Raw genomic sequence first — 14,872 nt, forward strand, 5'->3', positions numbered from 1 at the left:
GCCGGCCATTGTCATGCCCGCGAGATCTTGGACAGTTTCCGTCAGCTGCTGACGGAAACTGTCCAGGATCTGAAGGCGCGAGCGGTCGAGCGGAGCGGAGCCGGTGCGCCCCGCGAGGAAGGCCCCAGGTCAGACGCGGAAGCCTGCGGCGCGGGCCGCCTCGCGTTCCCGACGGCGTTCGGAGCGTCGACGGAAGAACCAGTAGATGAACACGACCAGGCCGACCAGGAAGGCGAGCACCAGCACCGGCAGGATGATCGCGACCAGGGAGACGACCACGCTTGTCGCGTCCTCGGCGGTGCTGGCGACCGGGGCGCCGAACCCGGCGGTGGTCGCGTTGATGACTGGCCGCGCGGCGGACTTGAGCAGGTGTACGCCGAAGGCGAGCAGGACGCCGGTGGCCACGGGCACCCACTGGTGGGAGGTGAAGAAACTCCCCGGGTCGCTGACGGTCACGGTCTCCGAGGACGACCCGGCGCCGAAGGCGAGGCCGCCGGCGGTGGGCCGGACGACGGTCTGCACCACGTCGTTGATGTGGTCGACCACCGGCACCTTGTCCGCCACCACCTCGACGGCGAGCAGGACGGCCAGGATGACGATGACCCAGCCGTTGCCGAGCCACGTCCAACCGCTGGGCAGGTCGATCAGGTTGGTGTAACGACCGAGTAGACCGAGGATGAGCAGGGGTATGTAGGCGTTCAGCCCCGCCGAGGCGGCGAGGCCGGTGCCGGTGAGGACTTCGAACACGGTCTCAGCATCGCACCGACGCGCCAGTGCCGCTCGGTGGCGGTCGCCGGGTGCTCGGCTACCCTCGTCGGGTGCGGTTGGTCATTGCGAAGTGCTCGGTGGACTACGTCGGACGGCTCTCGGCTCACCTGCCGCCGGCCACCCGGCTGTTGATGGTGAAGGCGGACGGGTCGGTGTCCATCCATGCCGACGATCGTGCGTACAAGCCGCTGAACTGGATGAGCCCGCCGTGTCGGCTGGAGGAGGCCCCCGGCGTGTGGCGGGTGGTCAACAAGGCCGGCGAGGAGCTGCGGATCACCCTGGAGGAGGTCTTCCAGGACACCTCGTACGAGCTGGGTGTGGATCCCGGCCTGCGCAAGGACGGGGTCGAGGCGCACCTGCAGGAGTTGCTGGCGGCCAACCCGGGTGTGCTCGGCGAGGGGTACACGTTGGTGCGCCGCGAGTACATGACGGCGATCGGGCCGGTGGACCTGCTGTGCCGGGACGCCAACTCCGGCGCCGTCGCCGTCGAGATCAAGCGGCGTGGCGAGATCGACGGGGTGGAGCAGTTGACCCGCTATCTCGAACTGATGAACCGCGACCCGCTGCTCAGCCCCGTCACCGGCGTCTTCGCCGCCCAGGAGATCAAGCCGCAGGCCCGGGTGCTCGCCGCCGATCGGGGCATCCGGTGCGTGGTCGTCAACTACGACCGGCTGCGCGGCATCGAGAAGGACGAGCTGACCCTCTTCTGACCGCTCACGCCTCGGTTCGGACGGCGATCAGCGACTTCGGCAGGCCGGCCAACCGCTCGATGAGCATTCGCGAGTCGGGGAAGTAGTGGCGCATCTGCGAGCGGTCCAGCAGTTCGGTCCAGAGCACCTGGTGAATGGCGGCTTCGTGGCTGCGGGTCGGTTTGTGCCCGAGGGGCCAGCGGCGGGCGAGCGCGGTGCGCAGCCGGATCGGCAGGAACTGCATTCCGGGCGCGATCCAGTGCGGCTCGATGGGGAAGTAGCGGTAGGGCGTTTGCACCCAGTGGCGATCGGCCAGTGACCGGGCCGCGGCGGCGAACCGCAGCCGGCGTTCGTGCCCGCCGACGTGCTCCAGCACCGAGTTGGAGAAGACCAGGTCGTAGGCGCCATTGGCGACATGGGGTGGCAGGTCGCAGGCGTCGGCCTGTTCGACGTGGGCCCATTCCGGCACCGCGGCGGGCGGCTGTTCCAGGTTGACCACTGTGACCCGGGCCGGTCGGACGGTGGCGCGGTGCCAGGTGCCGAGCCGGCCGCCGAGGTCGACGACATGCATGTCGCCGATCTCGGGGAACGTGCGCGCCAGCCAGTCCGAACGACGACGCCGCTGCCGTGCGCTCCACGACTGGTCACTGTCGACAAGGCGGTGGCGCAATCGATTGTGGCCCATTTAACGCAATGTACCGCCGCGACCACGCTGCATAAACATGTCGATGCGCTGATCAGCGCGCAGATCGGTTATCCGACACTCATCTGCCGTACATCATCTTGATGGCCTTGATGAGGCGTGCCACGTCGCTCGGGGTGCGTTCGAAGGTCATCGACGGCAGCAGCGATCGTGCCCGGCGGCGGGTGATGGCCTTGGCGCGGCCGAATTCGCGCAGGCCGTCCTCGCCGTGGATCCGCCCGAAGCCGGAGTCGCCGACCCCACCGAACGGCAGCGTGGACATCCCGGCGAAGGTCAGGGTGGAGTTGATCGAAGCCATCCCCGAGCGCAGGCGCCGCGCGATGGCCACCGCGCGCTGCCGGCCGAAGACCGAACCCCCCAGGCCGTACGACAGGGCGTTGGCGCGGGCGACGGCCTCGTCGGCGTCGCGGACCCGGCTGATGGTCAGCGTCGGGCCGAAGGTCTCCTCGCGGACGGCGGCCGACTCCTCCGGGACGTCCACCAGCACGGTCGGATGCACGTACGGAGGTTGCACCGCATCCGGGCCGCCGAGCACGGCGCGACCGCCGGAGCTGACCGCGGCGTCGATGTGGCGGCGGATCACCTCGATCTGGCCGGGCATGGTGATGGGGCCGATGTCGGCGCCCTCCGGGCCCACGGTCAGCCGGCCGGCGCGGGCGACGACCTTGTCGACGAAGGCGTCGAAGACCGGGTCGACGGCGTAGACCCGCTCGATGCCGATGCAGGTCTGGCCGGCGTTGGTCATGGCGCCCCAGACGCACGCCTCGGCGGCGGCGTCCAGGTTGGCGTCGCTGTCGACGATCATGGCGTCCTTGCCGCCGCCCTCGATCAGCACCGGGGTCAGCGTCTCGGCGCAGGCGGCCATCACCTTCCGGGCGGTCGCCGTGGAGCCGGTGAAGGCCACCTTGTCGACCCCGGAGCGGCACAGCGCCGCGCCCACGTCACCGAGGCCGTGCACGGCGGTGAACACCGGCTGCTCGGGCACCACCTCGGCGAAGGTGTCCACCAGCCACTGGCCGACGGCGGGCGTGTACTCGCTGGGCTTGAACACCACGGCGTTGCCGGCGGCCAGGGCGTACGCGGCGGAGCCGATCGGGGTGAAGACCGGATAGTTCCACGGGCCGATCACCCCGACCACGCCGTGCGGCTGGTATTCCAGGTGCCCGGAGAACTCGGCGAGGATGAGCCGCGACCGCACCCGGCGCGGACCGAGCACCCGACCGGCGTTGCGCGCCGCCCAGTCGACGTGCTCGATCGCGGTGACGATCTCGACGATGGCGTCGGGGACCGGCTTGCCGCCCTCGACGTGCACCAGGTCGGCGAGCTGCTCGATCCGCTGGGCGAGCAGCGCGCGCCAGCGCAGCAGCCGTTGCCGGCGGCCGGTGAAGCCCAGGCCGGCCCACCACTCGCCGGCGGCGCGGGCCCGGTCGACGGCCTGCCGCACGTCGGCAGCGGTGGCGACGGGCAGGCGGCCCGCCTCGGCGCCGGTGGCCGGACTGGTGGAGACCAGCTGGTCCGCCTCGATGAGAGGGGTGCCGGGGACATGCACAGCCGTCATGGCGGAAGTCTAGACCCGAACATTACTCATCGGTAGGGCACGATTTCGGGTCGGCCGGACGGGAGTTGCATCGGCCCGCCCGCTCGTTGATCAGTGCAGGTCAGGCGCTGGGTGCCGGAGACTGGCCGCCCGAATCGTCGAACGGCGGGTGGCCGGGAGGTGACGAGGAGCTGACCGGCTGGTCGGTATTGACGATTACCGTCTGATGGCAGGCTGACGCGCGGAGTAACGGTGTGGGGTGGAGGGCTGACTGTCCATGGAGGAACATCCGGAACTGCTGCCGCTGTTGACGGTCGCTGGTGGGCCGATGCGCGGCGCGAGCTTTCGCCTTCGGGTCGAGCCGCAGGTGATCGGTCGGGCACCGACCGGTCACGTGGTCATCAACGACCCGCACCTGAGCCGCCGGCACGCCGAGGTGTGGCTGGCCCCGGAGGGTGCCTCGCTGCGTGACCTGGGCTCGACCAACGGCACCTGGCTCAACGACCGCCGGATCACCGAGGTGGAACGCCTCTCCGACGGCGACGTGATCCGGCTCGGTCGGACCGAGCTGCGCCTGTTCGACCCGGGGGTCGCCCACACGGATCCGGTCGGGCTCAGCTTCGGCCCGGCCCGGCGGGACATCCGCCCGACGCTGCCCCTGCCGTTGGCCACCCCGCCCACCGGCCGCCGCTGACCCGCGGCGAAGGCCCCCGCCGAGGTGTGGGCGGTGGTCCGCCACACCGGGCGGCGTCGCCGGGTGGCTGTCCAGCACCTGGACCGGCGGACAACGGCGTGGCAGCATGCCGCGGATGGAGAGCGAGCAGCGGGTCGTGACGGCGAACGGCACGACCCAGGCGGTACGGGTGGCCGGCCCGCCGGACGGCACTCCGGTGCTGCTGATCCACGGCAACTGCTCGTCCTCGCTGTTCTGGGAACCGTTGCTCCGGCGGCTGCCGCCGACGCTGCGGGTCGTGGCCCCTGACCTGCGGGGGTACGGCGACTCCGCGACCGCTGGAGTGAACGCCACGCGGGGCCTGCGGGACTTCGCCGACGACATCGCCGCCCTGCTGGACGACCCGACCCTCTTCGCCAGCGGCAGCGGCAGCGGCACCGCCAGCGGCCTGCCCGTGGTGGTCGGGCACTCCCTGGGCGGGGGAGTGGCGATGCGGTTGCTGGTCGACCACCCGCAGCGGGTGGGCGCGCTGCTGCTGGCCGCGCCGGTGTCGCCGTACGGCTTCGGTGGCACGCGCGACCTGACCGGCACGCCGACCACCCCCGACTTCGCCGGTACCGGCGCCGGCACGGCCAACCCCGACTTCGTCGCGCGGCTCGCCGCGGGTGATCGCGACGCCGACGCGCCGGCCAGCCCGCGCGCGGTGCTGCGGGCCACCTACGTGGCCGATCCCGCCTCGCTGGGCGTCGACGAGGAGCTGCTGCTGGACAGCGTGCTGTCCACGGCGACCGGCGACGACAACTACCCCGGTACGGCGGTGCCCTCGGCGAACTGGCCGGGCACCGCGCCGGGGGAGCGCGGCGTGCTCAACGCGCTCGCCCCGACCTGGTTCCGGATCGCCGACGAGCTGGTGGCCGTCAAACCCAAGCCGCCGGTCACCTGGGTACGCGGCGACGCCGACGTGATCGTGTCGGACACGTCGCTGTTCGACCTGGCGTACCTGGGTTCGCTGGGTGTCGTGCCCGGCTGGCCGGGCGAGGAGTCCTGCCCGCCGCAGCCGATGGTCGGCCAGACCCGTGCGGTGCTGGAGCGGTACGCGGCGGCCGGCGGCGCGTACCGCGAGGTGGTGTTGCCCGGCTGCGGGCACAGCCCGCACCTGGAACGCCCGGCGGAGTTCGTCGCGGAGCTCCTCGCGCTGACCGGCGTGCCGGCCGTCTGACGGCCCCTCGCGCCGTGGGTGAAATATGCCACGGCGTCTCGACAACCGAGCGTCACGTGGCAGACTCGCGCGCATAACCTTAGCGGCCGTTCAGTGGCCGTGCGGAGTGTCTGGGGAGGCCGATCGTGGCGCGCGAGTTCAGCACCGTGGGTGTGGTGGGGCTGGGCACCATGGGTGCCGGCATCGTCGAGGTCTTCGCCCGCAACGGCATCGACGTGCTCGCGGTCGAGATCTCCGAGTCGGCGCTGGAGCGCGGCCGGGCCACCCTCACCAGCTCCACCGATCGCGCCGTGGCCAAGGGCAAGCTCGCCGAGGCGGACCGGGACGCGCTGCACGAGCGGGTGCGCTTCGCGGTGGGGCTGGACGCCCTGCACTCCGTGGACCTGGTGATCGAGGCGGTGCCCGAGCACCTGGACCTCAAGCAGCGGATCTTCGCGGAGCTGGACCGGGTCTGCCGGCCGGACACCATTCTCGCCACCAACACCTCGTCGTTGAGCGTCACCGAGATCTCGGTCGCCACCACCCGGCCCAACCAGGTGATCGGCATCCACTTCTTCAACCCGGCGCCGGTGATGAAGCTGGTCGAGGTGGTCCGCACCGTCGTCACGTCGCCCGAGGTGGTCGCCGACGTCGAGGCGCTGTGCGCCCGGCTGGGCAAGGTCGACGTCACCATCAACGACCGGGCCGGCTTCATCGCCAACGCGCTGCTCTTCGGCTACCTCAACCACGCGGTCGGCATGTTCGAGTCGCACTACGCGACCCGGGAGGACATCGACGCGGCGATGAAGCTCGGCTGCGGCCTGCCGATGGGCCCGCTGGCGCTGATGGACCTGATCGGCCTGGACACCGCGTACGAGATCCTGGACACGATGTACCGCCGCGGCGGGCGGGACCGCCGGCACGCCCCCGTGCCGCTGCTCAAGCAGATGGTGACGGCGGGGCTGCTCGGCCGGAAGTCCGGTCGGGGTTTCTACACCTACCAGCGGCCCGGCTCCCCGGTCGTCGTACCGGACGAGGCGACGCCGCCGGCCACGGAGGCCGCGCTCGCCGACGGCGCGCGCGCCATCGCGAAGGTCGGTGTCGTCGGCTCCGGGACGATGGCCACCGGGATCATCGAGGTGTTCGCGAAGGCCGGCTACGAGGTCGTCTCGGTGACCCGGGGCGCGGAGAAGTCCGCGGCGGTCTGCGAGGCGGTGAAGACCTCGCTGAACAAGGGCGTGGTGCGCGGCAAGCTCGCCGAGGCCGACCGGGACGCCGCGCTCGGCCGGATCAGCTGGTCGGCCACGCTCGACCACCTCGCCGACGTCGACCTGGTGGTCGAGGCGGTCGTCGAGGAGTTGAGCGTGAAGAAGGCGCTCTTCGCCAGCCTCGACGAGATCTGCAAGCCGGGCGTGGTGCTGGCCACCACCACCTCGTCCCTGCCGGTGATCGACGTGGCGATGGCCACCCAGCGGCCGGCCGACGTGGTGGGCCTGCACTTCTTCAACCCGGCGCCGGTCATGCCGCTGGTCGAGGTGGTCCGGACCATCCGTACCTCCCCGGAGGCCACCGCCACCGCGCGGGCGGTCTGCGCCGCGCTGGGCAAGACCGGTGTCGTCTGCGGCGACCGGTCCGGGTTCATCGTCAACGCGCTGCTCTTCCCGTACCTGAACGACGCGGTGAAGATGCTGGAGGCCAGCTACTCCACCGCCGACGACATCGACCACGCCATGAAGCTGGGCTGCGGCTACCCGATGGGCCCGTTCGAGCTGCTCGACGTGGTGGGGCTGGACGTCTCGCTGGCCATCCAGCGGGAGCTGTACCTGGAGCTGCGCGAGCCGGGCTTCGCGCCCGCGCCGCTGCTGGAGCACCTGGTCACGGCCGGCTACCTGGGCCGCAAGACCCGCCGCGGCTTCCGCGACCACTCGCACCGCTGACCGGGTCAACGCCGGAGGGACCCGGCCGCGTCTACCGGATGTGACCTTCGAGGAGTACGTCTCCAGCCGCGGCCCAGCCCTCGTGCGGCTGGCGCGGTTGCTCACCGGTGACGAGCACCGGGCCGAGGACCTCACCCAGGAGGTGCTGTCCCGGGCGTACGTGCACTGGCGCAAGATCGCCCGAGCCGACCGGCCCGACGTGTACGTGCGCCGGATGCTCGTCAACGCCAACAACTCCTGGTGGCGTCGCCGGTCGAGCCGTGAATTGTCCACCAGCGTCTCGTTCGGCAACGTCCAGGTCGACGTGGCCGGGCCGGGGCCCCAGACCTTCGACGGCACGATCCACCCGACGAGCGATGGCGCGAGTGGCATGGTCACGTCGTGGCGTCCCGCGCCGGGTCTGTACGCCCGTGCCGTCATCCTGGGGGGGGACCGCGCCGGGCTGGAGCAGGCGGTCAGGGCGCTGCGCTGGAACGAGGCCCGCTCGTGCGCCGTGCCGCTGCGGCTCGGCAGTCTGCCCGACCGCGCACCGATCACCTCCTGCTCGGTCGACGTCAGCTCATACCCGAGACTGGTCACCTCGGACTTCACCCTTGCGCGGGCGGCGACCCACGTCATGTTCGTGAACTACCGCTACGCGAGCGGGGCCGGCACCCGTACCGAGGGGAACCGGACCATCGCCGGTCGGCCCGCGAATCTCTCCGCGGACGGGACGACACTGGATCTTTTCGGCATCCGCAAGACGGTGGTGAGCGTGAACTTCGGCTGGCAGTGGGACGGCCCGCGGCCGACCGGCGTCGAGCCGGGCGCGACGAGCGGTTTCACCGAGGCGGACGCGACGACCGTGCTGGCGGGAGCGCGGGTCGTCGAGGACCCGACGCGGCCACAGAGTTGGAAGTGATCGCAGCCGTCGGACGGACCGGCCCGGGGGCTGGTCCGTCCGACGGACCGTACGCTTGGTGACTGTGAGCCCTCGTCGCAATCGCCCTCGCCGGGACGAGAACGCCAACCTGGACGCCGACCGCGTCCGGCAGGGTGTCGCCTCGGTGCAGCAGTGGACCGACGGCGCCTGGCAGGTACGCGGCATCGGGGCGGGCGCGTCGGCCAAGACGTACCGCTGCCCCGGTTGTGACCAGGAGATCCGACCCGGGGTGGCGCACCTCGTGGCCTGGCCCGCCGACGGCCTGGGTGACCTGACCGACCGCCGGCACTGGCACAGCGGGTGCTGGCGTGCCCGGGAGCGGCGCGGCCCGGCGGTGCAGCGCGGCCGGGGCACGCCGCGCTACTGAGCGAGCGACCTGGATCACCCTGATCGTGCCTGGGCGGGCGGCGGCGGTGAGTTCGCGACAGACTTGAGCGGTGAGCACAGCGATCCGCGCGTCGTCGATCCTGCCCGGCCGCCGGGAGGACATCGAGCTGCACACCGCCGACGGTCTGCGGCTGGTCGGCGAACTGGCCCTGCCGGCCGACCGGCCCCCGGTGGCCACCCTCGTCTGCCTGCACCCGCTGCCCACCCACGGCGGAATGATGGACAGCCACGTGTTCCGCAAGGCGGCGTGGCGGCTGCCCGCGCTGGCCGACGTGGCCGTGCTGCGGTTCAACACCCGGGGCACGAGCAGTGTGCGCGGCACCAGCGAGGGGGCCTTCGACGGCGCGGTGGGTGAGCGCTACGACGTGGCCGCCGCCATCGAGTACGCGGAGTTCGCCGAACTGCCCAACATCTGGCTGGTCGGCTGGTCGTTCGGCACCGACCTGGCCCTGAAGTACGGGTGCGACCCGGCGGTGGCCGGAGCGATCCTGCTCTCCCCGCCGCTGCGGTTCTCGGCCCCGGACGATCTGGCGACCTGGGCCGATTCGGGTCGACCACTGGTGGCGCTGGTGCCCGAGTTCGACGACTACCTGCGCCCGGCCGAGGCGCGGGAGCGGTTCGCGGCGGTGCCGCAGGCCGAGGTGGTCGGGGTGCCCGGCGCGAAGCACCTCTGGGTCGGCGACGCGGAGACCGTGCTCGACGAGATCGTCAAGCGGGTCAACCCGGCGGCCGAGGTGCCGCTGCCGACGACCTGGGACGGGCCGATGGAGACCGGCGACGTCAGCGCGTACGCCGACCGAACGGTGGCCGCCTTCGCGGACACGCCCGTCCCCGGGCCGGCCGACTGACAGTCAACTCCGCTCCTGGCGGGGGAGCACCACCTCGCGCAGGATCAGTTGCAGCGCGGCCACCGTGGGGATGGCGATCAGCGCGCCCACCACGCCCAGCAGCGCCACCCCGAGCAGCGCGGCCAGCAGGGCGGCGACCTCGTTGACCTCCACCGAACGGCGCATCACCTTCGGGTAGATGAGGTAGTTCTCGATCTGCTGGTAGATCAGGAAGAAGACCGCGCAGGCGATGCCGGTGGGCAGGTCGGCGGCGAAACCGACCAGGCTCACGATCACCGCGCCCAGGGTCGCGCCGATCTGCGGGATCAGGTCGGTCACCGCGACGACCACGGCCAGCGCGAACGGGTACGGCAGCCCGACGATCAGCGCGAAGACGAAGGTGGTCGCGCCGGCCAGCACGGCGATGCTCAGCGCGCCGACCATGTAGGCGCCGACCTTCGCCAGGATCTCGTCGCCGATCAGCTGCACCCGCTCCCGCCGCGACCGGGGCACCACCGAGTAGCCCAGCGAGCGCAGCCGGTTGAAGTAGGCCAGGAAGTAGATGGTCAGCACCAGCACGGTCAACGTCCGGAACACCGTGCCGAAGATCAGTTGGGCGCCCCCGAGCACCCCGCCGAGCGCCCGGCCGATGGTGGCCGCGTTGGCCGCGCCCTGCACCCGCTCCACCACGTCGTACCGCTCCACCAGGTCATTGACCGTCGGATTGCGGCGCAACTCGTCGAGCAGGCTCGGGATCTGGTCGATGAACTGCCCGGACTGCGTCACGATCGGCGGGACCAGCGCCACCACACCCCCGCAGAGCAGCAGCACCACGGTCAACGCCACCACCGTCACCGCCAGGCCGTGGGGCACACCCCAGGTGCGTAGCCGCACCACCGCCGGGTTGAGGCCCACCGCGAGGAAGAGCGCGATCACCACCAGCACGAGGATGCCGCCGGCATTGCGAATCCCCAGATAGAGGGTGTACGCCAGCAGCACGCCCAGCGCGCCCGTGAAGCCGACCAGGAAGCTGCTGCGTCGCAGTGGACGCCCCGGCGTGCCGAACTTCCCGGACGGCACGGCAGGCGGCTCCTCCGGGTCGATCCCCGGTGCCGGCACCGGCACGGGAGGCGGCGTCTCGTCCGGCGGCGGCGTCTCGACCGGCAGTGGCGTTTCCGCCGGCGGTGGCGTTTCCGCTCGCGGGGGACCTGGGGTCACGTCCGGGTCGTCGCCGGACGGGTCGTGCTGCGGCACCAGGGACCTCCCGGCTCAGGCGGTGGGATGGCGGGCGGCGGCCACGAACGCCCGCCACGCGGCTGTCGCGAACACCAGCACCGCGCCGGACGGGTCCTTGCTGTCCCGCACCCCCACCAGTCCGGGCAGATTGTCCGCCACCTCGACGCACTCACTGTTACCGCTGCGAGTGGAGGTGCGCCAAACCGCGCCGCTCAGGTGCATGAATTCACTGCTTCCTTCATCAGGTCAATCGAGTGCCGATGAGAGAGCGCCTCGTTTCTCACCGTCTCCCATCGTGAGAGCAGCGTAGCTACGTCACCATCTCGGTCAACCACGACGCCGGCAAGCTGGTTTTCGAGGTTGCCGACCCAGCCACCGTCGGCGCCGCGCGCAAGCGTGAAGGGTCCGGACATCCCGACGTGCACTCCAACCTCGGCGGGAATGACGTGCACGCTGACCGGCGGGCGTTGGGCGTAGGTGATCAACTGGGTGAGTTGCTCGACCATGAGCCCACGCATGTGCTCAGCGGTGTGCCGCAGCGCGTGTTCGTCCACGACCGCGATGAGCTGCGGTGGGTCGGGTTGCGTGAGGATGGACTGGCGGTCCAGGCGCGCTTGCACGCGGCGTTCGACCTCGTCGTCGCTGAGCAGATCGTCGCAGCGGATCACCGCGCGGGCGTAGTTCTCGGTCTGCAGCAGACCCGGGACGAGCGTGGGCTGGAAGCAGCGCAGTTGGCGGGCGGTCCGCTCGGCGTCCAACCAGGGCCGGAACCAGCTCGGCAGGCCGTCGCGCTCGGCGAGCTTGAGCAGGTGCACGAGCAAGCCTCCGGTGGTCAGGACCTCGTCGGCGCGGGCCAGGAAGAGCCGGTCCAGCGGCCGTTGGCCCAGCTCCAGCGCGGACACCATCGAGCCGGAGTAGTGCACCAGCCGACCGAACTCCTCCTGACTCATCCCGGCGGCGGTCCGCAGCCGGCGCAGTTGGGCGCGGATCATGTCGGCCGTCGGCGCGGCGTCGCCTTCCACAGTGCCTCCGCAGGTTGTTGGTGATCGCCACCGGTCGACCCGGCGGACCACGCCGTTACCCCAGTCACGCCGGCGGACACGACGATGCCTTCCGACCGTAGTGGTGTTCTCAGCAGACTGTCACGTACCCGGTCGCCGCTGTCGCCCCAACCGGCGGCGCGTCCGTTCTGAGTCAGTCGAGGAGGTATCGATGCCGCGCCTTCGCCGTTCCGGTCGGTCCGACCCCGTTCACCCGGTGCCGAGGTCGCCCGCCGGCTGCACGCCGTCGGGTTCCGGTCCACAGGAACGGGCCCGTACGTCCGGGCTGCCGCTGCCGCGGCTCGGGCCGTACCCCCTGTTTCCCCGAGCCTGCGGCGATCGGACGCCGCACACCCCGCTGCGGCCTCTGTGGTGCTGCCGGGCCGACGGCCGACCATGGCCCTGCGCGGACGCCCGGCTGCTGCTCAAGGCGGAGTTTGACGCGGACCCGGTGGCCCTGACCATCTACCTGGCCGGCCTCTACCATGAGGCGGCACACGACCTGTACCAGCTCAACCCCTACGACGGGCCGACGCCCCGGGAGTTGTTCGAACGGTTCGTCGTGTGGGGCCCGTTCCGCCGCCCGATCATCGACTAGAACCGGCCGACGCGCAGATCTTGGACAGTTTCCGTTCCTGTTGAACGGAAACTGTCCAAGATCTCGAAGCTCGGACGGGTGGGTGCCCGTCAGTCCTTCTCGATCGTGACCTTGCTGGGCTTGGCGCTGCGCTCGTCGGTGGTCGGCTTGCTGGGGCGCTTGCCGTTCTCACCGGTGCTGGTGATCTTCGTCGGCTTGGCGCCCCGGCCACCCTCGCCCGGAACGGCCGCCACGGTCGGTTCGCCGTCCACCCCGGCGCTGGCCGCGCCGCCGTCGACAGTGGTCACCGGCTCGGCCACCGGGCGGGTCGTGGACTGCCCGGCCTCGCCGCCCGCAGCGGCGTTCGCCGGCTCCCGGGCATCGTCGGGCTCGGCCTTGCGGCCGTTCGCCGTGCCGGCGGCGACCGGCGCACCGGCGTCGTCGGGCTCGCTCTTGAGACCGTTCGCCGTGCCGGCGGCGACCGGCGCACCGGCGTGGTCCGGCTCGATCGTGAGGTCGCTCGCCGTGCCGGCGGCGACGGGCGCACCGGCGTCATCGTCACCGATACCCGACCCGGTGGCGGCCTCGCCGCCTGCCGGCGCGGTCACGGCCGTCGGGTCGGGGCGGTCGTCCGTGGCCGGTGCGGTCGGGCCGTCGATCGGGCCGGTGGTGCTGCGCAGCCGCACCTCGGCCATCTGCCGCTCGAGCTCGTCGGACTCCTGCCGCGCCTTCCAGGTCTCCTGCCGCAGGTCGGCGAGCTGCTGCTGGGCCTGCGCGATCTCCAACATCACGTGGGCGAGCTGCTGCCGGCCGGCGGCCGCCTCCTGCTGCGTCGCCGCCAGGTGCTGCTGCGTGGTCGCCAGGTGCTGCTGGGTCGTGGCCGCGTACTCCTCGAACTGGCGGCGCGAGGCCGCGACGTGCTCGTCGGCCTTGCGGCGCTTGTCACCCGCCTCGGTCGCGGCGCGGCTCAACAGCTCGGCCGACTCCGTCTCGGCGCGCTGGCGCAGGGCCGACGCGTCCCGCTCGGCCGCCTGACGGATCGCATCGGCGCCCTGCTCGATCTCGTTCTTGCGGGCGGTGTACTCGGTCTCCAGCTCGTTCTTGCGGGCTGTGAACTCGGATTCCAGCTCGGCGCTGCGCGCAGCCCAACCCGACTCCAGCTCCTGCTGGCGGTTGGCGAACGTGGACTCCAGCTCCTGCTTGCGGGACTCGTGCTGCTTGTCCAGCTCGTCGCGCCGCTTGGCGAACTCCTGCTCGGCGGTGGACCGTCGCTGGGCCAGCTCGCGGTCGGCCGCCTCGCGCCGCGAGTTGACCTCCTGCTCCACGCCGGCTCGCCAGGCGCCCAGCTCCTGCTGGGTCTGCGCCCGGGACTGCTGCACGTACGCCTCGGTCTCGCTGCGCATCCGCTGCACGTACGCCTCGGTCTCGGACCGACTGCGCTTGGCCGACTCGGACGCCTGCGTGGTCAGCCGCTCGGCCTCCTGCTGGGCCTTGGCGCGGGTGGCCCGGCCGGCCATCGACGCGTCGTCGATGATCTGCTTGGCCTCCTGCTGGGCCTTGGCGTGGGTCGCCCGGCCCGCCTCGGTCGCCGTGTCGGTGAGCCGCTTGGCCTCCTGCTGGGCCTTGGCGTGCACCTCCTTGGCCGCCTCGCGCAGCTCGCCGGCCTCCTGCCGGGCGGTGGTCAGCGCCTCGCGGGCCGCCTCGCGCAGCTTGGTGGCCTCCTGCTGTGCCCGGGTGTGGATCTCCTTGGCGGTGTCCCGCAGGTGGGTGGCCTCCTGCTGGGCCTTGGCCAGCTCGTCCTGTGCGGTCTTGCGCAGCTTCGCCGACTCGTCCTTGGCCGACCGCAGGGTCGCGTCCGCCTCCGCGCGGCGGGAGGCGCTGTGCCGCTCCTCCTCCTGGCGCCGGGCGGCGAGAGCGATCTCGAAGTCCTTCAACGCCCGCGCGGCCTGCTCGCGGGCCTCCTCGATGATGTGCTCGGCGGTGGCGCGACGGGCGTCGATCTCCTCGTTGGCCGCCGACAGGATCTGCTCGGCCTGCTCCTCGGCGAGGGTGAGGATCGACTCGACGCGGGGGCCCAGGTGCCGGAAGGAGGCCCGGTCCACCACGTTCATCTGCTTGCGGACCTGGGTCAGATCCCGTTGCAGAACCTCGACCTGGCCGGCGAGCTTGTGGATCTGTGTATAGGCCTGTTCCCGTTCGGCGGCGAGGGTCGCGATCTCGTGCTCGGCACGCGCGACGTACCGGTCAACCTGTTTCTTCTCGTACCCCCGCAGAGCGGACTCGAAGCTGGGCTCCGTGGTCACGTCCCCGCCGAGAGCGAACAGTTCCTCGCCGTGCGACATGCCCCCATCCTCACACGCATCGCCCCCTGCTGGGGC

14 protein-coding genes and 1 pseudogene are annotated in these 14,872 nt (G+C 71.6%); 8 read left to right on the forward strand and 7 right to left on the reverse strand.

Translation table 11 applies throughout. The features are described from left to right. Positions 1-129: 129 nt before the first annotated feature. A complete protein-coding gene (locus tag ABZU46_RS12690; protein ID WP_354856934.1) occupies positions 130-747 on the reverse strand; it encodes a DUF4126 domain-containing protein in 618 nt (205 codons plus the stop codon). A 71-nt stretch (positions 748-818) separates the two neighbouring features. Here ABZU46_RS12690 and nucS point away from each other — a divergent pair, with 71 nt between their 5' ends. Further along, the gene (gene nucS / locus ABZU46_RS12695) at positions 819-1,478 is read left to right on the forward strand and encodes an endonuclease NucS (RefSeq protein WP_039908963.1); all 660 of its coding nucleotides are present in this window, start codon (positions 819-821) and stop codon (positions 1,476-1,478) included. A gap of 4 nt (positions 1,479-1,482) precedes the next feature. On the opposite strand, the gene ABZU46_RS12700 is transcribed toward nucS, so the two are convergent. Together ABZU46_RS12700 and ABZU46_RS12705 are read right to left on the reverse strand one after the other, a co-directional pair. Further along, on the reverse strand, positions 1,483-2,142 hold the full coding sequence (locus ABZU46_RS12700) for a class I SAM-dependent methyltransferase (RefSeq protein WP_354856936.1): 660 nt from the start codon (positions 2,140-2,142) through the stop codon (positions 1,483-1,485). A 79-nt stretch (positions 2,143-2,221) separates the two neighbouring features. Continuing rightward, positions 2,222-3,718 (reverse strand): aldehyde dehydrogenase family protein, encoded by a 1,497-nt coding sequence (locus tag ABZU46_RS12705; RefSeq protein ID WP_354856937.1) that lies wholly within the window; start codon positions 3,716-3,718, stop codon positions 2,222-2,224. Between the two features lie 256 nt (positions 3,719-3,974). Between ABZU46_RS12705 and ABZU46_RS12710 the strand changes: the two genes are divergently transcribed. The 6 genes and pseudogenes from ABZU46_RS12710 (at position 3,975) to ABZU46_RS12735 (ending at position 9,662) form a co-directional block, all read left to right on the forward strand. Further along, positions 3,975-4,391 (forward strand): FHA domain-containing protein, encoded by a 417-nt coding sequence (locus tag ABZU46_RS12710; protein ID WP_354856940.1) that lies wholly within the window; start codon positions 3,975-3,977, stop codon positions 4,389-4,391. Positions 4,392-4,497: 106 nt separating this feature from the next. Next, the gene (locus ABZU46_RS12715; RefSeq protein WP_354856943.1) at positions 4,498-5,589 is read left to right on the forward strand and encodes an alpha/beta hydrolase; all 1,092 of its coding nucleotides are present in this window, start codon (positions 4,498-4,500) and stop codon (positions 5,587-5,589) included. Between the two features lie 125 nt (positions 5,590-5,714). Continuing rightward, entirely contained in the window at positions 5,715-7,505 is a 1,791-nt protein-coding gene (locus ABZU46_RS12720) for a 3-hydroxybutyryl-CoA dehydrogenase (RefSeq protein ID WP_354856945.1), read from the forward strand. A 40-nt stretch (positions 7,506-7,545) separates the two neighbouring features. Next, positions 7,546-7,776, forward strand: a pseudogene (locus ABZU46_RS12725) (sigma factor); the annotation flags it as partial. Positions 7,777-8,470: 694 nt separating this feature from the next. Further along, a complete protein-coding gene (locus tag ABZU46_RS12730; protein WP_354856946.1) occupies positions 8,471-8,794 on the forward strand; it encodes a hypothetical protein in 324 nt (107 codons plus the stop codon). Between the two features lie 70 nt (positions 8,795-8,864). Beyond that, positions 8,865-9,662 carry an alpha/beta hydrolase gene (locus tag ABZU46_RS12735; protein WP_354856948.1) on the forward strand — a complete coding sequence of 266 codons (798 nt, stop codon included), beginning with the start codon at positions 8,865-8,867 and terminating at the stop codon, positions 9,660-9,662. 3 nt (positions 9,663-9,665) lie between these two features. Here ABZU46_RS12735 and ABZU46_RS12740 read toward each other — a convergent pair whose 3' ends face one another. The 3 genes from ABZU46_RS12740 to ABZU46_RS12750 form a co-directional block, all read right to left on the reverse strand. After that, positions 9,666-10,760: an AI-2E family transporter gene (locus ABZU46_RS12740; protein ID WP_354857011.1), complete on the reverse strand. Its 1,095-nt coding sequence runs from the start codon at positions 10,758-10,760 to the stop codon at positions 9,666-9,668. 150 nt (positions 10,761-10,910) lie between these two features. Continuing rightward, entirely contained in the window at positions 10,911-11,099 is a 189-nt protein-coding gene (locus ABZU46_RS12745; RefSeq protein WP_354856950.1) for a DUF397 domain-containing protein, read from the reverse strand. Then, positions 11,090-11,899 carry a helix-turn-helix transcriptional regulator gene (locus tag ABZU46_RS12750; protein ID WP_354856951.1) on the reverse strand — a complete coding sequence of 270 codons (810 nt, stop codon included), beginning with the start codon at positions 11,897-11,899 and terminating at the stop codon, positions 11,090-11,092. The genes ABZU46_RS12745 and ABZU46_RS12750 overlap by 10 nt, the downstream gene beginning before the upstream one ends. A 304-nt stretch (positions 11,900-12,203) precedes the next feature. On the opposite strand from ABZU46_RS12750, the gene ABZU46_RS12755 reads away from it, so the two are divergent. Continuing rightward, positions 12,204-12,515 (forward strand): hypothetical protein, encoded by a 312-nt coding sequence (locus ABZU46_RS12755; protein ID WP_354857013.1) that lies wholly within the window; start codon positions 12,204-12,206, stop codon positions 12,513-12,515. A gap of 89 nt (positions 12,516-12,604) precedes the next feature. Here ABZU46_RS12755 and ABZU46_RS12760 read toward each other — a convergent pair whose 3' ends face one another. Continuing rightward, positions 12,605-14,836 (reverse strand): hypothetical protein, encoded by a 2,232-nt coding sequence (locus ABZU46_RS12760; RefSeq protein WP_354856953.1) that lies wholly within the window; start codon positions 14,834-14,836, stop codon positions 12,605-12,607. Positions 14,837-14,872: the final 36 nt, after the last annotated feature.

Origin of the sequence: Micromonospora sp. NPDC005197 (assembly GCF_040608295.1) — a bacterium.
Taxonomy (GTDB): Bacteria; Actinomycetota; Actinomycetes; order Mycobacteriales; family Micromonosporaceae; genus Micromonospora.